General features: G+C 68.5%; 20 protein-coding genes and 1 pseudogene. 12 read left to right on the forward strand and 9 right to left on the reverse strand.

Going from position 1 to position 22702, the window contains the following annotated elements:
• Window positions 1–80: 80 nt before the first annotated feature.
• The 3 genes from ACFWU9_RS22350 to ACFWU9_RS22360 all read left to right on the forward strand — a co-directional run bounded on the left by ACFWU9_RS22350 (window position 81) and on the right by ACFWU9_RS22360 (window position 2296).
• Window positions 81–953 (forward strand): helix-turn-helix transcriptional regulator, encoded by an 873-nt coding sequence (locus tag ACFWU9_RS22350; RefSeq protein WP_384321012.1) that lies wholly within the window; start codon window positions 81–83, stop codon window positions 951–953.
• A gap of 159 nt (window positions 954–1112) precedes the next feature.
• Complete coding sequence (locus ACFWU9_RS22355) at window positions 1113–1679, forward strand: flavin reductase family protein (RefSeq protein WP_384321014.1); 567 nt, start codon at window positions 1113–1115, stop codon at window positions 1677–1679.
• A gap of 296 nt (window positions 1680–1975) precedes the next feature.
• Window positions 1976–2296, forward strand: a complete 321-nt coding sequence (locus ACFWU9_RS22360; RefSeq protein ID WP_384321016.1) for a hypothetical protein — start codon at window positions 1976–1978, stop codon at window positions 2294–2296.
• A gap of 180 nt (window positions 2297–2476) precedes the next feature.
• Here ACFWU9_RS22360 and ACFWU9_RS22365 read toward each other — a convergent pair whose 3' ends face one another.
• Complete coding sequence (locus tag ACFWU9_RS22365) at window positions 2477–3391, reverse strand: alpha/beta hydrolase (protein WP_384321018.1); 915 nt, start codon at window positions 3389–3391, stop codon at window positions 2477–2479.
• A gap of 114 nt (window positions 3392–3505) precedes the next feature.
• Between ACFWU9_RS22365 and ACFWU9_RS22370 the strand changes: the two genes are divergently transcribed.
• Window positions 3506–3922 carry a MarR family winged helix-turn-helix transcriptional regulator gene (locus ACFWU9_RS22370; protein WP_384321020.1) on the forward strand — a complete coding sequence of 139 codons (417 nt, stop codon included), beginning with the start codon at window positions 3506–3508 and terminating at the stop codon, window positions 3920–3922.
• A 198-nt stretch (window positions 3923–4120) separates the two neighbouring features.
• Entirely contained in the window at window positions 4121–4951 is an 831-nt protein-coding gene (locus ACFWU9_RS22375; protein WP_384321022.1) for a hypothetical protein, read from the forward strand.
• 273 nt (window positions 4952–5224) lie between these two features.
• Here the strand turns inward: ACFWU9_RS22375 and ACFWU9_RS22380 are convergent, their stop codons facing one another.
• Complete coding sequence (locus ACFWU9_RS22380; protein ID WP_384321024.1) at window positions 5225–6433, reverse strand: acyltransferase; 1209 nt, start codon at window positions 6431–6433, stop codon at window positions 5225–5227.
• Window positions 6434–7023: 590 nt separating this feature from the next.
• The gene (locus ACFWU9_RS22385; RefSeq protein ID WP_384321026.1) at window positions 7024–7644 is read right to left on the reverse strand and encodes a CGNR zinc finger domain-containing protein; all 621 of its coding nucleotides are present in this window, start codon (window positions 7642–7644) and stop codon (window positions 7024–7026) included.
• A gap of 95 nt (window positions 7645–7739) precedes the next feature.
• On the opposite strand from ACFWU9_RS22385, the gene ACFWU9_RS22390 reads away from it, so the two are divergent.
• From ACFWU9_RS22390 to ACFWU9_RS22400, 3 genes are all read left to right on the forward strand, one after another.
• Complete coding sequence (locus ACFWU9_RS22390; RefSeq protein ID WP_384321028.1) at window positions 7740–8165, forward strand: hypothetical protein; 426 nt, start codon at window positions 7740–7742, stop codon at window positions 8163–8165.
• Window positions 8166–8254: 89 nt separating this feature from the next.
• The gene (locus ACFWU9_RS22395) at window positions 8255–9856 is read left to right on the forward strand and encodes a GMC family oxidoreductase (protein WP_384321030.1); all 1602 of its coding nucleotides are present in this window, start codon (window positions 8255–8257) and stop codon (window positions 9854–9856) included.
• Window positions 9857–10032: 176 nt separating this feature from the next.
• Window positions 10033–10800 (forward strand): alpha/beta fold hydrolase, encoded by a 768-nt coding sequence (locus ACFWU9_RS22400; protein ID WP_384321032.1) that lies wholly within the window; start codon window positions 10033–10035, stop codon window positions 10798–10800.
• Window positions 10801–11225: 425 nt separating this feature from the next.
• Here the strand turns inward: ACFWU9_RS22400 and ACFWU9_RS22405 are convergent, their stop codons facing one another.
• Window positions 11226–12323: a helix-turn-helix domain-containing protein gene (locus ACFWU9_RS22405; RefSeq protein ID WP_384321034.1), complete on the reverse strand. Its 1098-nt coding sequence runs from the start codon at window positions 12321–12323 to the stop codon at window positions 11226–11228.
• 511 nt (window positions 12324–12834) lie between these two features.
• Here ACFWU9_RS22405 and ACFWU9_RS22410 point away from each other — a divergent pair.
• Window positions 12835–13890: a hypothetical protein gene (locus ACFWU9_RS22410; protein WP_384321036.1), complete on the forward strand. Its 1056-nt coding sequence runs from the start codon at window positions 12835–12837 to the stop codon at window positions 13888–13890.
• A 779-nt stretch (window positions 13891–14669) separates the two neighbouring features.
• The gene (locus ACFWU9_RS22415) at window positions 14670–14975 is read left to right on the forward strand and encodes a hypothetical protein (protein ID WP_384321038.1); all 306 of its coding nucleotides are present in this window, start codon (window positions 14670–14672) and stop codon (window positions 14973–14975) included.
• 491 nt (window positions 14976–15466) lie between these two features.
• On the opposite strand, the gene ACFWU9_RS22420 is transcribed toward ACFWU9_RS22415, so the two are convergent.
• The 3 genes and pseudogenes from ACFWU9_RS22420 to ACFWU9_RS22430 form a co-directional block, all read right to left on the reverse strand.
• Window positions 15467–15727, reverse strand: a complete 261-nt coding sequence (locus tag ACFWU9_RS22420) for a hypothetical protein (protein WP_384321039.1) — start codon at window positions 15725–15727, stop codon at window positions 15467–15469.
• 448 nt (window positions 15728–16175) lie between these two features.
• Window positions 16176–16421: pseudogene (locus ACFWU9_RS22425) on the reverse strand (transposase); the annotation flags it as partial.
• Window positions 16422–16812: 391 nt separating this feature from the next.
• Window positions 16813–17787, reverse strand: coding sequence for a helix-turn-helix domain-containing protein (locus ACFWU9_RS22430; RefSeq protein ID WP_384321041.1), 975 nt, complete (start codon window positions 17785–17787; stop codon window positions 16813–16815).
• A 125-nt stretch (window positions 17788–17912) separates the two neighbouring features.
• Here ACFWU9_RS22430 and ACFWU9_RS22435 point away from each other — a divergent pair, with 125 nt between their 5' ends.
• Entirely contained in the window at window positions 17913–18065 is a 153-nt protein-coding gene (locus ACFWU9_RS22435; RefSeq protein WP_384321043.1) for a hypothetical protein, read from the forward strand.
• Between the two features lie 88 nt (window positions 18066–18153).
• On the opposite strand, the gene tpg is transcribed toward ACFWU9_RS22435, so the two are convergent.
• Entirely contained in the window at window positions 18154–18711 is a 558-nt protein-coding gene (gene tpg / locus ACFWU9_RS22440; RefSeq protein ID WP_384321044.1) for a telomere-protecting terminal protein Tpg, read from the reverse strand.
• Window positions 18712–18717: 6 nt separating this feature from the next.
• Window positions 18718–20982 carry a telomere-associated protein Tap gene (gene tap / locus ACFWU9_RS22445; protein ID WP_384321046.1) on the reverse strand — a complete coding sequence of 755 codons (2265 nt, stop codon included), beginning with the start codon at window positions 20980–20982 and terminating at the stop codon, window positions 18718–18720.
• Window positions 20983–22086: 1104 nt separating this feature from the next.
• Between tap and ACFWU9_RS22450 the strand changes: the two genes are divergently transcribed.
• On the forward strand, window positions 22087–22482 hold the full coding sequence (locus ACFWU9_RS22450) for a cupin domain-containing protein (RefSeq protein ID WP_384321048.1): 396 nt from the start codon (window positions 22087–22089) through the stop codon (window positions 22480–22482).
• Window positions 22483–22702: the final 220 nt, after the last annotated feature.

Here is a 22702-nt window from a genome sequence, read left to right on the forward strand (position 1 = left end):
CGCGACTCCGCCGCTACGCGGTGCAATAGTGCGTGACCGGCCGTTCCGATCGGCTGCCGGTCACATCTAGTCTGGGCCGCATGAGCAATGGGACACCTTTGGGGGAATTTCTCCGAGCCCGCCGAGAAGCCCTGAAGCCACACGACGTCGGTCTGCCCGAGTACGGACGGCGCAGGGTTCCCGGACTGCGCAGAGAGGAAGTGGCCCTGCTCGCCGGTGTCAGCTCCGACTATTACATCCGGCTGGAACAGGGGCGGGAGAAGAGCCCCTCCCCACAGGTCCTCGACGGCGTGGCACGGGCACTGAAACTCGACGCGGAAGCAACCGACCACCTCAATCGTCTCTGCCTCACTGCCTCGCAGCGCCCGCGGAACTGGAGTGAGACGGGCGTCAGCCAACAGTTGCTGCAGCTGATGGACACATGGGAACACACTCCGGCTTTCGTCGTCGGCCCGGCCCTCGACATCCTGGCGGGCAACTCCCTCGCCACGGCCCTCCACAGTGGGTTCGGAACGTTCGACAACCTCGCCCGCATGGTGTTCGCGGACCCCGCCGGGCGCGATTTCTACCAGGAATGGGAGCGTGCCGCGCACTCCTGCGTCGCCGAAATCAGAGCTGCGTACGGACACGACCCCGCATCGGCCCGCATTGCGGAAGTCGTCGCCGAACTGTCAGCTCAGAGCGAGGAGTTCGCCGACATCTGGCAGCTTCACGACGTCAAAGGCAAGTCCCAAGAGGGCAAGCACCTCAAACACCCTCAGGCCGGCGACCTGCACATCAAATTCGCAGCGTTCACCGTCAATGGCGCCCCGCACCAGCAACTGGTCGTCTACCAGGCCGAACCCGCCAGCCCGACGGCAGCCGCCTTCGAGACACTGAGATCCATGGCCACCCAGCCGAAGCACGCTCAGGCCGGTGCACCTATGGCGGGCCCCACCGCGGACGAGGAGTAATGGCGCACATCACTACGTAAACGCGGGTGGAGGCTGGTCCTGCCGCACCCAGGAATAAAGCGGCCTTCATCATGGTGCTCCAATCTGCCGACACTCAAGGCGACAGCAATGTGCCGGCCGACGAACCGGCGCGCAGCCCGTACGGCGCCAGGAGCAGACATGACCACCGTCAAAGACCTTCAGCCCCACCCCCTGGACCAGGTTCACCGGCTCATCGAACCCGGCCCCGTCATCCTGGTCACCACCCAGCACCGCGGCGTCCCCAACGTCATGACCAACGGGTTCAACATGATGGTGCGCCACGCCCCGCCCCTGATCGCGGCGACCATCGGCCCCTGGGACCACAGCTACCAGGCCCTCGTCGAAACCGGGGAGTGTGTCATCTCGATCCCGACGGCGGACATGGCCGCCACGGTTGTCGACATTGGCAACTGCTCCGGCGCCGACGTGGACAAGTTCGAGGAGTTCGCCCTGACGGCCGTCGCCGCCGAAATGGTCCAGGCCCCGCTCGTGGCCGAATCCTTCGCCAACATCGAGTGCAGGATCGCCGACAGCAGCCTCGTGGACGCTTACAGCCTTTTCCTGCTGGAGCCGGTGAGGGCATGGACCGACCCTTCACAGCCCGAGCCACAACTCTTCCACCACCGCGGAGACGGAACCTTCACCATCGACGGACCGACCATCGACCTGAAGGACCGCATGACCAAGTGGCAGTACCTCCTGTAAGCGGGCGCGCACGGGATCGCGGCGGCGAAGACGCAAGAGACGACCGCACCCCTGATCCTCACCCCGCCGAGGCCAGCACGCACCATGAACCGACCTCCGGCGCGGGTGAGGCTGCTTCTTTCCCTCCACATCCGGCCGCCGAGTCGACGGGCCAGGGCGAGGGCCTGGCAGGTCTACGACCAGCTTTACGGGTTTTTCGAGACCGACCGTGCCTGGGCGCCAGAGCCCGCTCCCGCACTGGGTCCCAATCTGACGGATGCGGAATGGGAGCGGTCGCAGCCCGTTCGTGTGGGTCAGTGACGGTCGCTCTGGCCGGTGATGAAGACACCCCGCTACGCCAAGCGCGGCAATATCTACCGTGGCACCACAACTGCGGCAGCCCTGGTCGTCCGGCTCCGCGCCTGACGATCGGTTACCGCTCAGACAGCGTCCTCGGCCTCGGCGGGCCGCTGATGGCCGCACGGCACCGTGTCACCGTTCTTGTCGAAGACCTCGGCGTCATGCCCCCGTTCACCCACACCGTGATGTCCTGGTCATGCACGATCACATTGCACGGCGACCGCTCCGGCTCCGCCCCGGGCACCACGGTGAACTCATCACCAGGGCGCATCCAGTGATCGGTCCCCCACGGCTCGACCCACAGGCAGACCATGTCGCCGGTCTCGTTGCTCACGCTCGTCTCGGACACGCTTGCAGCCCAACCAGCAACATGACCAACCGGATAAGCCCTAGGTGGAGGTCGGCTCTACGGCCGCACCTCAGGCCCTCCTGCTGAACCTCTCCTCAGGCTCCGCGAGTTACAGGTTGTTCGAGTAGAAGTTGGCGAGGCGGTCGACGGCGGCGTCGACGTACTCGGGTTCGTCGTACATCTCGTAGTGGCCGGCACTGTCGATCACCATGAGGTCGACGGGATTGGGGGCGAGCTTCCACAGCCGCATGCCGGACTCGTAGGAGCCGGTGTTGCCGATGCGTCCGGCAAGGATGACCTGCAAGGGCTGGGTCATGAGCTGGTCGGCCAGGTGGTACGCGTCGTAGCCCAGCAGCAGCGAGTCGCCGCGTGAGAGGCGGCGGTTCGTGGAGTGTTCGTTCCTGCCCCGCGCGGTTCGGTAGTAGGTGATCGCCTGGGTCGTGTCGAGATCGGTCAGACCGGCCGCTGCGGCCTCTTCCAGGGTGTCGGGCAGCCAGTTCACACGGGTCAGCTCGCCGGAGCGGGTCTCCTCGGTGCGCGCGTCGGCCATGGTGTCGAGCGCGGTCGCCGGGCCGTCAGGCTGGAAGCTGCGGAAGGACGTGCCCATGTTGCCCGGGACGACGGTGCCGACCGCCTTGATGCGGTGATCCGTGCGGGCGGTGTGCACCGCGTAGCCTCCGCCGGCGCAGATTCCGAGGACGCCGATCCGATCCGGTGCGATGCCGGGGATCGTGCTGAGCGTGTCGATCGCGTAGGAGATGTCCTCGCCGCGGCGGTAGGGATCTTCGAGGTCGCGAGGCTCTCCGCCGCTCTGACCTTGGTGCGCGGGGTCGAACACGAGCGCCGCGATACCGCGCGCGGCAAGGCGGGAAGCGTAGTTGGCGCCGATCTGTTCCTTCACGCTGCTGCCGGGCGTGGAGAGCACGACGGCGCGGAGTGGAGCTGCTTGGTCGAAGCTGTCGGGAAGGTGGAGGTCGGCTGCGAGATCGATCGCCCCGCGCGCGATCGTGATGTGCTTGAGCATCCGATGACGCCTTTCGAGTCGGCGTTTGTCCCAGAGTCGGTCAGTACGAAACTGATCTGGTACAGTTTCGAACTAATTCAGGACTGTACCACTTGGGTGGATGGAGGGGCTTGCGTGGCGGTTGACGGGGCGCAGTTGTGGACGCTGAACCAGCGTCTGCTCAGCGTCGTGATGGACGCTTGTAGCGCTGAACTGGCCGGGCTCGGGCTGGAGACGAAGGAGTTCTTCGTGCTGGCCGAGGTGGCCGCGTCGCCGTACCCCGCGGAGCTCGCGGCGGCGCTGATGATCCCTAAAGCGAGTGTGACGGTCTACGTCCGCAACCTCGTCGCAAAGGGGTTCATGCGGCGCGAGATCGACGACGAGGATCTGCGGCGGCATCGGCTCGTACTGACTGCGGAGGGGGAGGCGGCGCGGGACCGCGCGCTTGCGTCGCTCGCGTCGGAGTTCGACCGCAGGCTGGCGAGGATCACCCCGGGGGACCGTACCGAGCTGCAGCGCATGCTCCTGGAGATGCTCAAGTCACCGGAATGAGGCCACGACGACGAGCGGTCGGCCTGCCCTGCGAGGCGGCAGATGGTCGAGTCCGCCCTCGCCGATCCGCGTGAGTTCCGGACTGCGGCGGCTGGCGCCAACGTACCGGCAGGATGGGCTGGGACTCCTCCCGCCGACACCCGCGAGCTCCATGCTGTCTCGGGGCCCGTAGCCTTGCGGCTTGTGAGATCCATACGTATGGAGTGGGAACGCGCCCGGCGCGGGCGGGCCAGGGGCGTCTCGTCGCACCGGGTGGTCCTGGAGCGTGTCCAAGGCTTTCTTGAGACGGGCAGATTCGAGCAGGCCGAGGCCGATGCGAGGGCTCTCGCGGCTTCGCTGCGGGACCGGGGCGGCGATCCCCCAATGATCTCGTGGCTCGCCCGATCCCTTGCTGCTGGGGCGGCCGTCGCCCACGGCCGGGGAGCGGAGCTGCTGCCCGAACTCGAGTCCCTGATCACGGAGTTGGAGCAGACAGCCGGCGCCGACCGGCAGCTGCTGCTTGTGGTCCGGTCGAACCGTGCGGCGGTCCTCGTGCAACAGGACCGGCACACCGAGGCTGAGGCCGAGACGCGCGACATCCTGCGCGGCACAACCCGAATCGCACATCTCGCCGAGATATGGAGGATCGAGCTGAACGCCTTGACCAGCCTGGCTGCCGCATTGAACGGACAAGGCCGTTACGAAGAAGCGGAAGCCATCGCCCGCGGGAACCTGCCGCAGGCGGACCCGCCCATCGCTGCCTTCCTGCTTCGCGCTCTGGTAGACAGCCTGAACGGGCAGAGCAGGTATGAGGAGGCATTGGCAGAGGCCCGTCGGCACACACCGGTCCGGGGCCGCGCGGCGAGTGGGACTCTGGAGCTCGTGACAGCAAGGGCTCTGCACGGCCTCGGCCGTGGCGACGAGGCGGAGACCACCGCCCGCCAAGCGCTGACCGCCTGTGAAGAGTTCCTGCATCCGGCCCACCCTCGTATCGAGGAGGCCCGCAGGCTTCTGGCCGACATCATCGCCGGGGACTCGGACCCGGAATGAGACCGCCGCTACTCAGACTTCAGTGAGACTGGGCGCGTTAGTCGGTGGGTGTCGGCTCTCGTCGGGTTGCCCGCGCGGGTCGTAGGTCGGCCGGAAGCCCAAGTGCCATGCCATGCCTGGCCGCCGCCGTAGAGGCGCCCTCGTCGACGAGCACGCACAGTTGGCTACGGCCGCCCGGCGGGGAGGTACGGCAGGCTCAACGGTCTGCTACAAGGCGGCCATCCTCGTGTCGGCTGTCAACGAGCCGCTGTGACCAGCTTATTCGGGACACTCTCAGGGGCGCATCCCGAACAGGAAGCGAGTCGCTCGCGTACGGCGGACCAGCAGTTCGTACGCGGCGAGGGTGAGGATCAGGGCGATCACCACGAGTACGCCGTACTCAACCAGTATCGGCGCAGACCAGCCGGTCACGAAGTACGCGACGGCGACCACGACCGGCTGGTGCAGGACGTACAGCGGCAGCACGGCTGCCGCGAGATAGCCGTAGAGGCGCCGACGCGCCGTCGGGGTCGGGTTCTGTGCCGCACGCGGTTTCTGTGGCCGCCGACGGTCGAGGAGGCCCGGGATGGCGACCACCAGGCACCATCCGGCAGCACCGAACAGCGCCCGCGAGGCGGTGGCCAGGGGGGTCATCTCCGTGAAGGGCTCGTCGGCCAGGGCAAATCCGGGGCCGGCTGCCGCGAACAACAGGGCGCCGAGCCAGGCCGCCGCCCCCGCGTCGCGCCGCATCACGGTGCGGAAGCGGCCGTCGGCGGCGAGCGCGAAGCCGGTAACGAAGAACAGCAGGTACGACCAGCGGTGCCAGCCCGCGTACTCCTCCTCAAGACGTGCGAAGGCACAGATGGCCGCGAAGGCGAGGGCCGGCAGGAGTATGGCGCCCCGCCGGTGCAGGGTCGTCTCCGCCACCCGGTCGCCGATGCGGCGGACACGATCGCGCGGTAGCCACCGGTGGAGCGGCACCAGCATGAGGGAGAACGCCAGGAGGAGCACGACGAACCAGAGATGGCCGGTCTCGAAGTGCTCGCCCTGGAGGAGGAAGGGGAACTCCTCGGGCGCCAGGTGCACGTCGTAGAAGCGGGGCAGGAAGCCGAGGTACGACTCGTGGTAGCCGGCGTCGGCCGAGCGCAGCCGCAGCCACTGCGGCAGCGGGTTCAGCGCGAGGGTCGCGAAGACCAGCGGAACGCCGAGCCGCAGCAGCCGCTCGCCGGCGAAGCCGCCCGCGCCACGGCGCTGAAGCGAGTGCCAGGCACCGAGGCCGGAGATGAGGAACAGCAGCGGCATGGCCCAGACGACACCGAACCCGGCGATGATCATGATGGCTTCGGTGGTCTCGGCGTTCTTGACGTAGTAGTCGTCGTCGGCAGCGAATACGAGCGCAGAGTGGAAGAAGACCAGCCCGATCACGACCAGCATCCGGATCGCGTCCAGCTCCGGCCGCCGCTCCGGCAGCGGTGCCTGTCCTGGTTCTGTGTGCGTCGCCATGTCTGTGCCCCCCGTCGCCTGTACGCCACCAGTGTTGGAGAGGCGACCGCCGGGCACCACCCCCGCAACGGACTCCGCTGACATCGGAGATCAACTTGCGGTACGAGCCTAGGAGTTGGGTGGCGAAGGCGCGTTGGTCTCAGCCAGGCGCCCTGTGCTTGTCCGTCTGTCGGGTGCTAGGCAGCTCGATCACCGTGATGTCCGATGGGGCTCCGGCTCGGATGGGTGGGAGGGAGGTTCTGACTCCGCGTGAGACGAGGAGCTGGGTGGTGCCGATGGGGGCCAGCCCCACTGCGACCCGCTACGTCACCGGGGCGAGCGGGCCCGTGCCCGGTACCCGAGACGACAGTCGGCAGCGGGTTTCGCCGAGGGGGCTGACGGTCGGCCGGATGGGTCTCGGGCCGACCTGTATGCGAGCGGTGCGGGGGCGCCGAACGGCGTCATGTACCGCTTGGGGGAATGCCAGGGTGCCTCTGGCGCCGGCCTGGCGTGGTTCCGCGACCGTAGTGGAGAAGCCTGCGTCCGGCCGCTCATCGTCGGAGGCCGTTTCTCCGGCCGGTTCGAGACCGGGTGGGCGCGCTTACGGCCGGTTACGGCTGCCGATCGGCTCCGGCGCGGCGGCGGGCGCGTGATGCCTTGAGGTTCGCGGAGTTGCCGCAGGTGCGGACGTCGTGCCAGACGCCGCTGGTGTTGCGGCTCCGGTCGTAGAAGGCGACCCGGCACTCGGGATTGCTGCACACCTTCAGCCGCTGCCACGTCCCGGTGAGCCGCGCCGCGTACAGCTCGATCGGCAGCAGGGCCCGAATCGCGGCGGCCCCGCGCGGTGAGGCCTCGATGCTGACCGAGCCGTCGGTGAAGAGCCTTGCTGTCAGGGTCAGTTCGTGTTCACGCTCCCTGGTGGGGAGGGAGGTTCCGTCGGCGCGCGCGATCAGCGTTTCGCGCAGGTACTCGCGCAGTTCGACGAGGGCGCGCAGTTCCCCGGCGGGTTCGCCGGCGGTGTCGGCGGGCGGCCGGGTGTCGTCCAGGGCGCCCATGTCGCGGAGCCACACGTCCGCCGTGACCGGGTCCGCGAGGAGGTCCGGCTTGCCCGTCCGGGGGACGGCCGCGGTATTGAGCAGTTCCTGTACGAGCCGCAGTCCGTCCGGTGCGAGCTGGACGCGGAAGCGGCCGGGCACCCCTGTCAGGGGCGCGCCCGCTATCAGCTTTGACATGGGTGTACCTCTGTGCTTGCGTTGTTCAGGTCAGATGACATAATCATAAAGCTTATGGTTATGTCGACCGGGTGGTGAAGGGAAGGAGACTTGCCATGGCATCGTTCAAGGACAATCTGGCCGAGAACGTCACCCTTGAGGGGGCGGTCATGAACGGCGTGCTCCAGGGCCGTGAGGCCGTGCTCGCGCAGCTCGCGGTCGTCAGCGGGTTCTACAGCGAGCGGGTCGACCACTTCAGCTTCGACTCGGGCGACTACCACGTGGAGGAGTACGAGGCGGTTGTCGCCGGGCGGCCGATCCGGGCCACTGCGACCATGCACCGTGACGCGGCCGGAAAGATCGACGCGGTCGTCGTCAATCATCGTCCGCTGTCGGCGGTGCTGACGTTCTCACGGTTGATCGCCGAGTCGCCGATCGGAGCCGAGTCGGACCCCGACCGCTTCTACCGCCCCACCGGGCAGACGTACCAGGGCCTGCTGGACTACGCGGACAGGCAGAACGCCACACATCCGGACGCTTAGCCCGGACGCTTGGGGGGTGTCCTCCCCGGGACCGTTTGCAGCGGTGGGCGCCGGGGGCGACGATGAATAGTACGTTCGAGGAGAAAGTGATGGTTGCCTCAGGAATATTCGATTACGTCATCGTGGGCGCCGGCAGCGCGGGTTCCGTCCTTGCCGAACGTCTGAGTGAGGATCCGGCGGCCCGGGTGCTTCTTCTGGAAGCGGGCGGCGAGGACACGAATCAGAACATCAAGGCGCCTGCGGGGGTGGGGCTGCTGTTCCACTCCGAGGTCGACTGGGACTACGAGACCGTCGAGCAGGAGGAAGCGGGCCGGGCCTTCTACTGGCCGCGCGGGAAGACCCTCGGAGGCTCGTCCTCCACCAATATGATGATCTACGCCCGGGGGCAGCGCGAGGACTACGACGCTTGGCGGGACGACCACCACGCGACCGGCTGGGGCTTCGACGACGTGGAGCCGTACTTCGTACGGTCCGAGCGGAACAGCCGTAACGGTTCTCCGCTGCATGGCACGTCGGGGCCTCTGTGTGTGGAGGACCGTCCCTACACCCATGAACTGTCCTACGCGTGGGTGGAGGCCGCCGGGGCCTGGGGGCTGCCGCGCGCCGACGACCTGGCCGGGCCGTCCCCTCAGGGTGCTGGGCTCAGCCAGGTGACCACGCATGACGGCCGGCGCTGGTCCGCCGCCGACGCCTATCTGCGGCCGGCGCTCGGCCGGAAGAACCTGACGGTCCGTACCGATGTCCTGGTGACCGGAGTCGTACTGGATGGCACCCGGGCCACCGGGGTGACCTACCTCCACGACGGGGCCGAGCACATGGCACGCGCCGGGTCGGAGGTCCTGCTGAGCGGGGGCGCCGTCAACTCGCCGCAGCTGCTGATGCTTTCCGGGATCGGCCCGCCCGACGCGTTGCGGCAGCACGGCATTGATGTCGCGGCGGCTCTTCCCGGGGTGGGCGGGAACCTCCATGACCATGTTCTTGCCCCGGTCGCCTGGGAGACGCGGGACACCACCGATGTGATCGTCGATCTTCTGACCCCGGAGAATCTGGAGCGGTGGATGGCGACGGGCGGGGGGCCGTTCGCCTCCAACTACGCCGAGGTGGTCGGCTACTTGTCGGTGACACCCGGCGAACCCCGGCCGGACACGCAGCTGACCGGTGGACCCACCGCGTTCATCCTGAGCGGACAGGAGATGCCGGGGCGGCCTCTGTTCACGACGAACGCGACGCATCTGCGCCCGGGCAGCCGTGGGCGGATTTCGCTGGCCTCCGCGGATCCCCGTGAGTATCCGCTGATCGATCCGCGGTATTTCACCGATCCGCAGGACGTGGACGCGATCGTCCGCGGTCTGCGCGCCGTGATCGAGATCGGAGGGGAAGAGCCGCTGGCCGGGTTCCTGGACCGGCCCTATCTCCCGGCGGCCGCCGACCTGGCGACGCTGGACGACGCGGCGCTGGCCGACCATGCCCGGACCTGGAGCGGTACCTCTTACCACCCGGTCGGTACCTGCGCGATGGGCGCGGGAGAGGACGCCGTCGTGGACCCCGAGCTGCGGGTGCGGGGGATCGACGGGCTGCGGGTGGTGGACGCCTCGGTGATGCCGGCTGTGACCAGCGGCAATACCAACGCTCCGACGATCATGATCGCCGAGAAGGCGGCCGACCTGATCAGAGGCGTTCCCGCGCTCTGACATGCGCCGAGGCCGGGGCCACCGGTGGTGAGGGCGCGGCGGGTGTGCGCCGCTCACGGTCCACCATGCCTGCGCTCGCGGGCCGCCCTGCCGGGGCGCGGGGAGGACGGTCCACAGCACGGGGGTGTCCGGAGGGCATTTGGGGGACGGGTTTCCGGGCGTGATTCGATGTCTCTATGACCAGTGAAATATCCAGCCCTGTCACCGTCGAGTTGCCTCTTCGCAGGTGGGGCCGCCCCGACGCCTCCCGGCACGCCCTGCTGCTCCACGGGCTGACGTCCTCGGCGGCCTGCTGGTGGCGGGTCGCGGACGGTCTGGCCGCGGCGGGCTGGGCGGTCGTGGCTCCCGACCTGCGGGGGCACGGGGACGCTCCGCGCACCGTCCGGTACGACATAGCCGGCTTCGCCGCCGACGTGGTGGCCCTGACCTCGCCGCTTGCGGACGGGGCGCCGCGCCCTTGGGACCTTGTCGCCGGCCATTCGCTCGGGGGTGTGGTCGCCACAGCCGCCGTGGGCATCGAGCCCGGCTGGGCGGCACGGCTGTTGCTGGTGGACCCCGTGATCACGGTCACCGCTGACTTGGCCGCCGAGGTGAAAGCCGAACTGGACGTCCCTCCCGAGGCGCTGCTGGCCGGAAATCCGCTCTGGCACCCGGAGGACGCTTTCCTCAAAGCGCGGGCCGCCCGGCAGACGAGCCCGTACGTGGTGGACAGCTTCTTCCGCCACAACGTCCCCTGGTCGTACGAGAAGGCGCTCGCCGCGACCACCTGCCCGACGACGGTCCTGGCCGCGGACCCGGACCTGGGCCCGTGTTTCACAGCGGCTGAGGGTCTGCGTATCGCGGCGGCCAAACCGGACTTCCACTGGTCGACTGTCCCTGGAGCGGGCCACTCCGTCTACCGCGACAACCCAGAAGCGGTGATCACCGCGGCCCTGACCAGCTGAGCGGAACGGACCACCCCCGCCGGCACGGCCACCGCCCTGGTAGCGGAGGCTCAGCCGAAGGGGCGGACGTTGCCGTTCGGCCTGTTACGGCGAATGCGAGAGGGCACCAGGATGCCGTTCAGGGCAGCACGGTGTTCTTCGCGAACCGCCTGCGGCGCTGGCAGGCCGGCACCGGCCCGAGGTGATCACGGCGCGGCCTGGCGACCTGACGGTACGAAGCGGAAGTCCGGTCGATGGAGGCGGAGTTCGTGCGGGGAACCGGTGTCCGGACGAACTCCGGCCGCCTGCCGGTGTGTTCTGTGGGTGGTGTGTATCGGTAGTTCTGTGCCGGGGGTTGTCAGTCCCGGCGGGGCGCGGTGGGTGGAACGTCCTTTGCCGGCAGGGGCGGCTGGCGGGGTGCCGGTGTTCTGCGTGTGGGTGCCGGGCTATTGGGTGTGTTCGGTGAGTGTCACTTCCCGGGCCAGGCTGCGAACTACGGAGACCTGTCTTACCTGGGGCAGTGTGGCGAGGGCTGCGTCGGCCCGTGCCCGCCCGGAGGGGAGATCGCCGCTCACGGACTCGGCCAGGGCTATGCAGATCTCGCGTTGCGCGATCCATTCGGCCATGTCGGGCGGTACGTCGGCGAGTGCGGACCACATGGAGCGTGTGTCACCGAGGAGGGCGAAGACGCGGCTTTCGGCCAGGCCCAGGCGCCATGCCGGTATCTGGTACATCGTCGGCTGTGAGGTGACGGGCAGCCGGTCGAGAGCCCGGTGGGCGGATGTGATGGCCTTGGTTGCGGCGGTGCGGTCCCCGAGACGCGCGTACGCCCACGCGCGGGCGGCGTGTGCTTCGGTTGCTTCGACGTCCTCGGCCATCCGCAGCACGGTCAGGGGATCGGCTTCCTCGTGTGCGGCGCGGAAGGCGGCGCGCCCGTGGAGCCAGGACTGTACGGACGTGTCGCGGGAGTGGGATCCGGCGAGCCGTGCGGTGCGCCACCACCGGCCGGCGGCCGGTTTGTCTCCGAGTGATGTCAGGGTCATCGCCTGCAGCGCGGAGAGGCGGCAGACGACGGGCCACAGCTGTCCGTTGTCGGGGAGGGCGGTCCTCAAGGCTGTCAGGTCCCCGAGCAGGCGGGTCTGGAGTTCGGGGGCGCTGACGGTCATGTAGTCACGGCCGTGGTCCTCGGCGGTCTCGTGCCAGTCCTCGACGGTGGCGTCGAGGGACGCCATCAGTGTCTGGCGTATGTACTCGGCGAGGGAGTTAGCTCTCGGACGTGCCGCTTTCGCTCCCAGGGCGAGTCCCATTCCCGTCAGCATCGTGCGGCGTCGCACCGGGTCACCTTCCGCCGCGACCGCCACCAGGAAGCCGTCGGCCCCCAGTGCGTTGTCCAGAGCCCGCGCGACGGCGGGTGTGGGTTGCCGCGCGCCTGATTCGAGGTTCCCGATGTGCGATTTGGAGACGTCGGAGCGGGCCGCGAGAGCTGCCAGTGACAGGCCTGCTTCCTCCCGTAACCGCCGTGCCAACTGGCCGAAGGAGTCCATGCCGCCACCTATGCGTGAAGACGCCGATGCGTTGTGGTGCAGACCGTGTTCCGTATGCTAGCCGCGAGTTCCTCTCTCGTTGTAGAGCGCCTTTCCTGACCGTCCGGCAGAACCTGTAACGGGAGGCACGCCTTCCGGAGGTACGGCTCCCGTGCCGGTCCGGCTCGCGGTTCGTGCGGCCCCTTTCCAGGGCGATCGCGGCCAGGAGCAGATCGCCGAGTATCTGGCCGGGAAGGTTTCCGGACAGCCCGGTACAGGCTTCGGCCAGGGCGTCCCACCACGGCAGGGCCAGGGCTGCCGCCCAGCCGGCCATCGAGGTGGTCCGGCACCGTTCCCATTGCTTCGGCCGCTTCGTGAACTTCGTCTTTGCCATGGTTGCAGTGTCGGTGCCCGGCGGGCCGCGGATGAGAGGCGAAGCGTCTTCAAACGTCTTCAGCCGCGGGAACGATCTGGTTCCGGCTTTGATCCTCTGCCAGTCTTCGTATTTCCAGGTCGAGCAGAGGAGTGACGAATGCTTCGTTCAAATTCTTGGAAAGCGGACGGCGGGTGGGCCGTCGACGGATCGGAATTATCTCTTTCCGCCGTCGTCGCCGAGATGAAATCGTTCACGTATCCGGCGGAGGAACTTCCGCTGTGCAGTGAACGCCAGCCGTTCTCACCGTTCAGCGACGAACTCTGCGCGCAGATCGCCAGGGAGGCTCTCACCACACCTGAGAGGCGAGGGAGGCTCACCGACGCGGTTCGGCGGATCACCGGGCAGCGTATGCCCGACCCCGCACAGCACACGACGTTCGAATCGCACGTCGGGCTGACGGCGGTGGACGCGGAACTCGTGACGGGGCTCGTGGCCCTGGGTTTCGAGCCGCACAACTTCGCCGGCGCCCAGCCGACCGGCTACCACCACAACTTCACCCTGCAGTTCGTGGTGGACCGGGCGCACGTCGGCGAAGGCCGTCTGACGGCCGTCCTGCGGGAGAAGACGGACAGGGCCCGCGAACTCGTCGAGAACCATCCCCGGGCACTCGGATTCGTCGAGTCGGAGGTGTATCGCAGCGACTACTCCAGGAGACTGCCGACGCGGCGTATGGCGCCCGACGCCCCGGACCGTCTGCCGTACCGGAATCTCACCTTCCGTGAGGTGGCGGTGCCGACCACCGCCAGGGAGGCCGCGCTCAGCGGTGTTCGGCTTGACTGCGGCCGGGCCGCGGACGTCCACATCAAGATTGCGGGACGTGCCGGCCCGTATTCGGGCGAGCCTCTGGAACAGCGGATCGCCCGGCACAAAAGCTCCCGCGGCCCGGTCGAAATGAGGTTGGGGCAATGTCTTCGCGAGCTCGGCTATTACGAGCAGATCTCGCAGTCGGGCAACTTTCTCTACACGGCGCACTTCGCTGAACTCGGCGACGCGAACAGGGCTTTCGCCGCTCTGGCCGATTTCGGGGCCCGGTACGGCGGGATAGTCGACGTCGTACGGGAAGCATGCACCGCTTTCTGGAGGAAGAGCGTGGTCGCGGAGTCCGGCGAGACGGTATTCGCTTCTGTGCCGCCCCTCCTGACCGGCCGGTGAAATACGCCGTGACGGGCCGCCGGACTCTCCGGCGGCCCGTCACGGGCGCACCCGCCGGGGCCTCTTGTCCGGGGCCCGATGCTCTGCTCCTGGCAGGCGCTGTGTTCCCCTCTGGCCAGCCTTGCTGCGGGCTGCCGTCGGGCCGCGGCGACGGCGGGTACGCCGGCAGGCTGCCCCCTTGGATCATCGGCCCCGGGCCGGGGGTCCGGAGAAGTCGGCACGATGCTGGCCACCCGCTCGCCCGCGGGCCGGGCCGCGGTAGCTCCCGGCCCGTTCCGGGTGCAGGGCTCGCTGCGGAGAAGGCATGGAATTCGCCGGCCGGGCCCCCAGGTCCGGGCAGGCCAGCCGTGCCCGGCCCGCTCGTGCCGACGAACCGACACCGTCATCGGCTGCCCCCACAAGGGCATCACCATGGCCTGTTGGTGCTGGTCCGTCATCACGAAGACCTACAGCTGCTGCCCGGACAGCACCGGGTCCCCATCAGGCGCGGGGGTAACCCGGCACGATGCTCCTGACGGTCTGTAAGTACCGACCGGGTTGGGTCGGGGAGCAGGCCCGGTGCTCTGCACTGTCCCGGCCTGGCATCCGGGGGTGTCGGCGAGGCGGATCGCCTCGACACTGCGCTGCTGAGGAAGCCCGGGTTGCCGGGGTGAGAGTGGGCAGAGTGTCCGTCGTCTGTGGCGTTCAGCGAACCGCACGCCACAGAACAGACGTGCTGTCTTCACGCCGCACACACGGCAGGCGATGATGCCCCCTCGGCAACCGTCCTTGGGGGGACTATGCGCACGCGTATCCGCATGACATCCGCAGCTGTGTTACTCGCCCTCGCCGCTCTCACCGGCTGTGGGAGCAACAGTCCCGATGACAGCACTACCACCCGGCCGGATCCGCCGGCCGATACTCTGAACGTCGACCAGCCGGTCCCGGGAAGTGCCGAGAAGCAGATCGTTTGGGATACGGCGTGGGACGGACTCGGCACCGATGCCCGGACCAGTATCTGCGACCTGTTGCAGGTCCAGGGGGTGGAGGCTGCGGCCGACCTCGACATGGAGATGGCCCAGTACTACCTCGACTACAAATGCTGAGCCGACGAACGCCGCCCCTCCGGCCAACCGGCGGCCGGCCTACGCCACAGTCCAGTGAGGGGCGGCCCCGGCGGCCGCGACCTTTGGCCAGCGGGCCCGCCAGTGGCCGGGAGCTTCCGGGCCCGGTCGGCCATTACTCCGGCTAGCACGGCGGCGAAACCGTCCGGCTCCCTCCCGTCCCTCCCGTCCCGCTCGGCGCGGGCTGCGCGGCGTCGCCGCAGGCTGCGGACACCAGACCGTGGAGTACGAATCTGCCGCGTAGCCCTCAGAGAACGGTGTGGCCCAGCCCGTCGACGCCCAGCGGGGCCACACCGTCGCATGGTGTCATGCTGCGGGCGGACGGCGATGTCCGGCTCCGCTGTCTCTCGGGGCTGATGCCCATGGTGGTCGAGCGGATCAGTCGCCGATGATGTGCAGATAGCCTGTCCGGTGGATGGCGTGTTTCACGCCGTTGAGCAGACTCTCTTCGGACGCCGGGAGCAGGCGATCGGTCAGGGGTACGCGGCTCGTTCACGGCGGACGATCCCCGCAGGCGCGGGGAGCACTCGGTCCCCGCCGGGGCCTACAGGTTCAACCTGGTGCTCCCCGCCCGCGGGGATGGTCCCGACGGCACCGGCAACGAGGGCGAGATCCTCGGGTGTTCCAAGGAGGCGCAAGTGGTGCCGACGTGACCGATCAGTGGTGGTCGCGATGGCGGCGAGCGCTTCGGTGAGGGCGGAGGTGTTGATCAGGTCGGTCGGCTTGGTGGTCATGGGACGACTGAGATTCCTCGGACTGAGTCCGCTGCCTCCCATCACCACAGGAAGGCATTCAGCGGAACCACTGATGTCGCCGCCGGAGCAACCCCAGACCCTCCGCCTATTGGAAACCTGAGCTGGGCAAATGCCCAGCTCAGGATTGAAAGCAGGCGCTCACACGCTCGCAGCCGTGCGAACATCTTTGGACTGCGTGCCGAAAGAGCCGACGAGTTTCTCGACCGCCGGACCGACATACTCTGGCTTGTCGTAGAGGTCGACGTGGCTGGCTCAGTCGATCCAGTGCAGTTCCTTGGGCTCCTGTGCGTGGTCGAGCGCGTCCGTGGTCATGTGCCGTGTGATCGCCTTGGGGCCGACGATCTTCAGCAGGGGCCCGGGGCGATCATGGCGATGAAGCGGAAGGGCTCAAAGATCGCTACGGGATCGTTCCTGCCCCACCCTTCCCGACCGGGCAGCCCATGTCCCCGGCGACCGCGAGCGGCAGGGCTCCGATCGAGGCCGGCTGGTCGACCACGACCAGCACCGTTCCGTGATTGGCCTGCAGTTTCGCGAAGAGCTCGCGGAGCTTTGGTTCGGTGTTGGGCAGCCGCTTGTCGAACGCCTTCTTGCCGGCTGGGGTGACGGCGGTGGCGTGGTGTTGGCCCTTGCCGACGTCCAGGCCGAGGAAGACGTCGATGTCGCCGGTATCGATCACGTGCAGGCCCCTCCATCACGCTTTCGTCCGGCCTTGCCAGGGCACCGAGCAGCCACATCCACGTTACGGAGAGCTCTTCCGGCCTGGGTGAAGCCGGTGCTCAAGCCCCTCATCAGCGGTCCGTCGATGCCTTCGAACCCGGTGACACCACCCCCCGGATCATGAACAACATAGGGGGGAAATCATGCCGGACCCGAAGGCCGGAGGCCCCATTGCGCAGCCACGAAAAAGGTAACGGGGGGCAGGCGGTGCATACGCTTTTCGACAAACGACAGCGCCCCTCCACCTCGCCCGCTCGGCCCACGGTGCGTATCTGAGACGCCATCAGGCTGGCAGTCGGATGGCGGGGCGTCGTTGGCAGGGAGTCGACATCTGCTTGGCATTGCGTCTACTCGGAGTGGGCCTGGCTACGGAAATGGCTGGGAGGGACGCCGTACGCGGAGCGGAAGGTACGGGAGAAGACGGCGGCGTCGGTGAAGCCGCAGCGGGTGGCGATGGTGTGGATGGGGAGGTTGCGCAGGCTGGGTTCTGCGAGGTCGCGGCGGGCGCGTTGCAGGCGCTGGAGGCGGATCCAGGCTGCGACTGTCTCTTCTTCGTCCTCGAAGAGGCGGTGCAGGTAACTGGGGGAGATGTGGTGCGCTGCGGCGATGGTGTGCGGGTTCAGGTGGGGATCGTGCAGGTGCTGCTGGACGAAGGCGCGGATGCGTAGGACAAGGGTGCGTCGGCGGGTCTCGGGGAGGAGTAGGTTGTCGGCTTCCAGGGAGTGGGCGAGGAGTGCGGACAGCAGGTCGACAATTACTGTTCCGAGCCGTGGCGCGTCGGCGGGCTGGTAGGAGTCGGCGCCCCGGGCCAGCTGGGTGAGCAGGTGTGCCAGCAGGGCGCCGAAGCCGTCCTGTGTGGGCAGCCGAAGGGCGGCAGCCTTGTCGAGGTGGGTCCGGGGCAGTGGCAGCAGTGCTTTGGGGACCTCCAGCCCTATTCCTGTGTGTAAGCCTGTGCCGTCGCCCCCGTGAACGTCGACGGGGCGGGAGGTGTCGACGACGCACAGGCTGTCGGGGCCGTAGACGGCTTCCTCGTCGCCCCTGGTAACGCGCAGTGTGCCGTTCAGGGGCAGGGAGAGGTGAAGTCCCTCGGGATCGGAGCGCCGGATCAGTTTGGGTGTCCGGCGAAAGCACACCGGCTGGAAGGTTGTCGGCCACACGGCGACGGCACCAAGGTCCAGCAGACGCTGAGATGCCCGGAAATCCGCCCGGTGGTCACTGTGAAGTTCCAGCGGAGCATGCGTCTGACTGATCAACTCACGCCAGCAGTCGAACCGGTCCGCCGCCGGCACCTCATCACTCCGGAACACCGTCTCGCTCAGCATGCCGCCCCCTACGCCGTCTCAAGAGACTCCAGCCTCCCCGACAAGGACTCACGACAGAGGTTCAGCAGCTCACTTCGGGCCACGACTTTCGCCGCATCTTCATCGCCGACGCCATCCGTTCCGGCTTGCCGTCCTCTATCGTCCAAGCCATCATCGAGGCCCACCGCGCGTACATCCACCACTGCGGACCCCTGCGCCCCGCCGAGGAGTACCGCAGCCGTACCCGCACCGAAGGCGCCCCCCGCTCGCCGCTGCGCTGGCGGCCGTTGTGGCCGTGATCGTTTTAGAGAGCCCGGCTTCCCGTACAGGCATACGAGTTGAGCCCCAGAACCGTGAACGGCCCGGGGCGCACTCGCTGTTCAGGATCTAGAGGTCGAATTGCAGGCGTTCGATGTTGGTGAAGCGCACCTGTTCGAGGGAGCCGGCGCGGCGGCCTCCGTCCTGGAAGTAGACCTCTTTGAGCGCTTCGGCGGCGATCTCCTGGAGGCGTTGGTCGGACGCGCCCTGTTCCTGGGCGTCGAAGAGGCGCGCGGCATGGTGGGGCGGCAGAGCGACGGTGAGGTCCCGGACGCGGTCCTCGTCCGTCGATCCGATCGGGGCGACGTAGCCGAGGCGGGCCCGGGTGTCGATGACGATTCCGTCCGTCGTCGCGGCCTTCTCCTTGGCTCGGGCCCGGATCTGCGGCTGCCAGCGAGCCTTCACCTCACGCTCTATGCGCGCGGCGAGGTCCGGGCGGGGCTTTCTGATCTGGTCCTTCACGTACCGCTCGACGGTGCGCTGGGAGACCCGCAGCATCTGGGCAACGGCCCTCGTGCCCTTGAGCTGTCTGACCAGGTACCGCATCTGCGCCCCCGCGCTCTTCGGCGCCGGGCGGGTGAACGCCTTCTGCACCGCGGCGTCCAGGCCGTCTCCGATGATGGTCATCGTCTGCTATTCCCCGTTGTCCTGGTCGGTGACGGTGCCGTCCTTGATGTACCGGGCGAGATTGAGGTCGGGGGCGTTGAACTGCTCCCTCACTCCCTCGCCCCACAGCACGCTCTGCGTGCCCTCGTGCTTCACGAGCCCGGGATTCACGCCGAGTTTGAAGCCGCCGGGCAGGGGCTTGCCCTCCCGGTAGGGCAGGAAGTCCAGCGGGCTCTCGCCGTCGGCCGCGTACACCACGCAGTCGGACAGGATCGCGACCGGGTACTGCCCAGTGAACGCCGCGTGCTTCATGATCTTGCGGTGCAGGTTGATCCGGGTGCGGGAGATGACGGCGGCGCGGATGTCCGGCCGCCATGTCGGACGGGACAGGGCCCGCCACGGCTGACCGGGCTTCCATCCCTCGCCGCGTGGGCGTTCGCGGAGCTTGCCCAGGCCGCCCTTCACGGTGGCCTTGACCGCAGACACCACGATCGCCAGCTCCGGGTCGCGGGCGCGGTAGCCGTCCATCGCCGTGAGGAAGTCGGCCGGGGACAGGTCCGGTCCGACGCCGAGGTCGGCCATCGTGGCGAGGTAGGCGTCTCGGAGCCGGGTGTACCAGCCGTCCAGGTAGCGGCCGTTGTCGTACCGCACCCACGCCTCGGCCGGGCGCACCTCGTAGCCGAGTTCGACCGCGTAGGCGACGGTGGGCGTCGCGTACCACGCCGGGCCCTCCGGGCGTTCCCCCTTTGGTGTGAACGGACTCGGCAGCAGGCCGGCGTCCAGCTCCACCCACTTGTCCTTGCCGGCTTTCACGCGGGACAGGTCCACGTGCGACAGGTCCACGAGCCACGAGCCGGGGAGCTTCGGGTCGAACACGGGCGCCTTGGCGTGTGTTGGCTCGCCGAGCCCGAGGGGAAGGCCGTTGGCACCGGCGGCAAAGGCCATGTTGACGTCGATGCCCACGAGGTTGCGGTGGAGGCACTCGCCGTCGGTGAGCGGCCGCGCCCAGTCGTACGCCTCCTCGAACAGCTTTTCCGCAGGGCCACGGAGGTGGAACCGGGGGAGGTCCGCCAGGACGGGGTGGCCGTCGGGGGCCTCGCACGGGGCCGGGTCGACCGGGTCCTTCCCCAGCGAGCCGGGGTTGTGCTCGGAGTGCCTTTTCCCCGAGCCGTCCGGTTCAGAGGCCCTAGTCGGGGGGTGCAGCGCGGTCATCAGCTCCAGGCCCGTGACGGCGGTCGAGCCGCGCGGCGTCATCACCCGTGACGCGTACGTCCCCAGCAGCCGGGCGAGTTCCGCCGGCGGCAGACGCCCGGCGTGCCCCCAGTGCCGGGTGTCGAGCGCCTGCCAGGACGGGATGCACAACTGGGCGCAGGCCCGCTCCGAACCGGTCGCGGGGCGGTAGATCCGCGCCCATGGCCCGAAACCACGCTTCGTCAGCTTCCAGTCCGCGCGAACCAGTTGCTTGATGACCTTGTGGCCCTCCGGCAACCTGCCCGCGAGCCGCTCCTCTTCCGTGAGGGAGGCCGGGAGGCCGTAGCGTTCCAGCGCGGCCTCGGTCAGCACGAGCAGTGGGTCGGCCGGCTTGCCCGGCCCGGACAGTCTCGGCGCCCCGAGCTTCGCCTCCTTGAGCGTCCAGTCCACCAGGGCCGGCAGGCTCTTGGCGGGCACGTCCAGGACCAGGCCGCCGGTGCAGTACGCCAGCGTCTTCAGGTCTTCGATGTCGATGACCGCGAGTGGCCCGTTCTCGAACCGGGGGTCGGTCTCGCCTGCCGGGGTGTGGGCCGGGGCTGCCTTCTTCGCGCCCGGCCGCCGCGTCGGCGACGACGGCCTGATGGTGCTCGCCGTAGGCGGCGCGATCGGCTTGCCCGCGGGGGCGGCAGAAACAGACCCGGTGCTCTTCTGGGTGTTCGCTGAAGCATCTTGGGGCGCGGATTCCGTGGACGGGGGTGACGGGTCCGCGACAGGAGCGGGCGTGCCGGTGAACGGAGTCGGCACGGCGGCGTCCGGGTCCGCGACGTCCGGCACCGGCCCGGCCACGGCCGTGTCCGCCGGGGCGGGGTAGAGCCGCGCCAATTTGTCCAGGAGCCGGGCGTAGGCGTCGCGCTCCGGCGGTCGGGGCTCGGTCTTGCCCGACTCCCATCCGGACACCGTGGCCCGCCGCACCTTCAGCGCGGTCGACACCTCGTCGATCGTCAGGCCGTGCGCGGCACGCAGCCGCTTACGCTCCGCCGGGGGCGGGAGCGTGGCACGGGACGCGAGCAGTGCGTCGACCGCGTCGAACAACTCGGACATGGAACACCTCCAGCGCGTCACCCTATCGCCTGGAGCGTACGAACCGCGCACTTTCGCCGTACGAACTGCGTACCCCGTTGCCCTCTTGGGCGAGCACGGTAACTGTCCTCTCCCGCCTGGCTTCAGCGACCAGTGCACCACTGTCACTGCGAGCCGTGCCGAGTGTCTGGGAGTGCTGGCCAGGAACACAACCCGGCGATCTACGCGGCCGAGCAGCGGCTTGCCCTCCCCGTGCCCGCCTGGGTCGACCGCTGGCCTGAGCACCGCGGGTGCTGAGGCAGTTGAGCATCCAGCTTGTCGGACCGGACCGACAACGTACAGATCTACGTTCGCCCGTGCGGTCACCGCGCGACCCTCTCCTTGTCGACCTGGAGAAGCAACAGGTCGCAGACCAAGCTGCGGCTCGCTCCTGTACGACCCCGAGTACTTGTACCCAAGGCGCTGCGTGGTGGCTGGGAGCTCGCTACGAGGCGGCCCGCGCGCATGTGTTCGGCGGCCTCGGGGAGCAGCTCGCGGGCTCGGACACAGGAACGGCTGCCACTAGTCAAGCAGTAGGGGATTGGACGACATAGCCTTTAGCGCTTCTACGGCAAGGGACTTGGCCGACGAGCAGGTTCACGGGCTACAACTGCCCGTCTCGACGCGATCGGTGTTCGTGAATGTCACGGATCTCAGGAGCCTGTGCGCCAGGAGATGTCAAGGGCAGGGCGAACGGCCCGAGTTGCTGTTGAGCTGAGGAGCACGGGAACGCGCGCCGCCCCGCCGGGGCCATCGCCGGAGCGTTCCAGCACCGCCAAACCCCGACCGGGCCCTGTACCGGACCAACGACACCGCCCCCGGCCCTCCCAGATTCCCGCGAGCGGCGGCCGGAGCCGCTGCGGACACCGAAAAGTGCTCGCTCACCGTTGCGGATGAGCCGGCAGTGCCCGGCTGGCGATACGGAGCGGGGGCTACGCGTGGAGCCTCCCCGGTGCTGCCGGACATCCCCGGTCTGTCGCCCTTTCACCGTCGTGTCGCTTCAGCCCCGGCCGAGCGGCAGCGTGAAGTGTTGCGGATGACAGTCCGCTCGCGATCGAGGACAAACACCAATACAGGAGGACGAAGATGAACGTCGTAAGGAACGGACTCGAAACGATGGTCGCCCCCGCCGAAGGGTTCACCGGGGACGTATACATCGACGTGATCAGCAAGCCGCTGCCGCCCTCCCGGATCATGGGCGGAGTTGTCCACTTCACACCTGGGGCCCATACGGCATGGCACAGCCACCCACTCGGCCAGACGATTCTTGCTACCGAGGGAGTCGGCCTCGTCCAGCGCGAGGGAGGGCCGGTCGAGGAAATCCGGCCGGGTGACCGCGTTTACATCGAGCCAGGTGAGAATCACTGGCACGGTGCCACCCCTGGATGCTTCCACGCACAGATCGCTTACCAGACGGCTGACGAGACCGGCAATCACACCACCTGGGGTCGCCACCTCACCGAGGGCGAGTACTCCGAGTAGATCCCGCAGCGGCGGTCCTCCCGTTGTCTGGCATGAAGATCGTCGCGGCCGACCAGCGGCCCCGCCAGGAGCCCACAACCGACGTGCGGCGGGGGGGGGCCCGCGCCCCGAGCGCGGGCCCCCCCCCGGGGGGGGCCCCCCCCGCGCCGCCCCCCCCCCCCCACCCCGCCGCCCTCGCGGCCCTCGGAGAGGAACTGGCGGGCAGCGAGCGCCCGTTCGT

This window comes from Streptomyces sp. NPDC058653 (assembly GCF_042716895.1).
In the GTDB taxonomy this organism is placed as follows: domain Bacteria; phylum Actinomycetota; class Actinomycetes; order Streptomycetales; family Streptomycetaceae; genus Streptomyces.

What these genes read in the sequence shown, in the direction of transcription:
- ACFWU9_RS22350 (WP_384321012.1), top strand. Translation starts at nt 81, where the DNA reads ATGAGCAATGGGACACCTTTGGGGGAATTTCTCCGAGCCCGCCGAGAA.
- ACFWU9_RS22355 (WP_384321014.1), top strand. Translation starts at nt 1,113, where the DNA reads ATGACCACCGTCAAAGACCTTCAGCCCCACCCCCTGGACCAGGTTCAC.
- ACFWU9_RS22365 (WP_384321018.1), bottom strand. Translation starts at nt 3,391, where the DNA reads ATGCTCAAGCACATCACGATCGCGCGCGGGGCGATCGATCTCGCAGCC.
- ACFWU9_RS22375 (WP_384321022.1), top strand. Translation starts at nt 4,121, where the DNA reads ATGGAGTGGGAACGCGCCCGGCGCGGGCGGGCCAGGGGCGTCTCGTCG.
- ACFWU9_RS22380 (WP_384321024.1), bottom strand. Translation starts at nt 6,433, where the DNA reads ATGGCGACGCACACAGAACCAGGACAGGCACCGCTGCCGGAGCGGCGG.
- ACFWU9_RS22385 (WP_384321026.1), bottom strand. Translation starts at nt 7,644, where the DNA reads ATGTCAAAGCTGATAGCGGGCGCGCCCCTGACAGGGGTGCCCGGCCGC.
- ACFWU9_RS22390 (WP_384321028.1), top strand. Translation starts at nt 7,740, where the DNA reads ATGGCATCGTTCAAGGACAATCTGGCCGAGAACGTCACCCTTGAGGGG.
- ACFWU9_RS22395 (WP_384321030.1), top strand. Translation starts at nt 8,255, where the DNA reads ATGGTTGCCTCAGGAATATTCGATTACGTCATCGTGGGCGCCGGCAGC.
- ACFWU9_RS22400 (WP_384321032.1), top strand. Translation starts at nt 10,033, where the DNA reads ATGACCAGTGAAATATCCAGCCCTGTCACCGTCGAGTTGCCTCTTCGC.
- ACFWU9_RS22405 (WP_384321034.1), bottom strand. Translation starts at nt 12,323, where the DNA reads ATGGACTCCTTCGGCCAGTTGGCACGGCGGTTACGGGAGGAAGCAGGC.
- ACFWU9_RS22410 (WP_384321036.1), top strand. Translation starts at nt 12,835, where the DNA reads ATGCTTCGTTCAAATTCTTGGAAAGCGGACGGCGGGTGGGCCGTCGAC.
- ACFWU9_RS22415 (WP_384321038.1), top strand. Translation starts at nt 14,670, where the DNA reads ATGCGCACGCGTATCCGCATGACATCCGCAGCTGTGTTACTCGCCCTC.
- ACFWU9_RS22420 (WP_384321039.1), bottom strand. Translation starts at nt 15,727, where the DNA reads ATGACCACCAAGCCGACCGACCTGATCAACACCTCCGCCCTCACCGAA.
- ACFWU9_RS22430 (WP_384321041.1), bottom strand. Translation starts at nt 17,787, where the DNA reads ATGCTGAGCGAGACGGTGTTCCGGAGTGATGAGGTGCCGGCGGCGGAC.
- tpg (WP_384321044.1), bottom strand. Translation starts at nt 18,711, where the DNA reads ATGACCATCATCGGAGACGGCCTGGACGCCGCGGTGCAGAAGGCGTTC.
- tap (WP_384321046.1), bottom strand. Translation starts at nt 20,982, where the DNA reads ATGTCCGAGTTGTTCGACGCGGTCGACGCACTGCTCGCGTCCCGTGCC.
- ACFWU9_RS22450 (WP_384321048.1), top strand. Translation starts at nt 22,087, where the DNA reads ATGAACGTCGTAAGGAACGGACTCGAAACGATGGTCGCCCCCGCCGAA.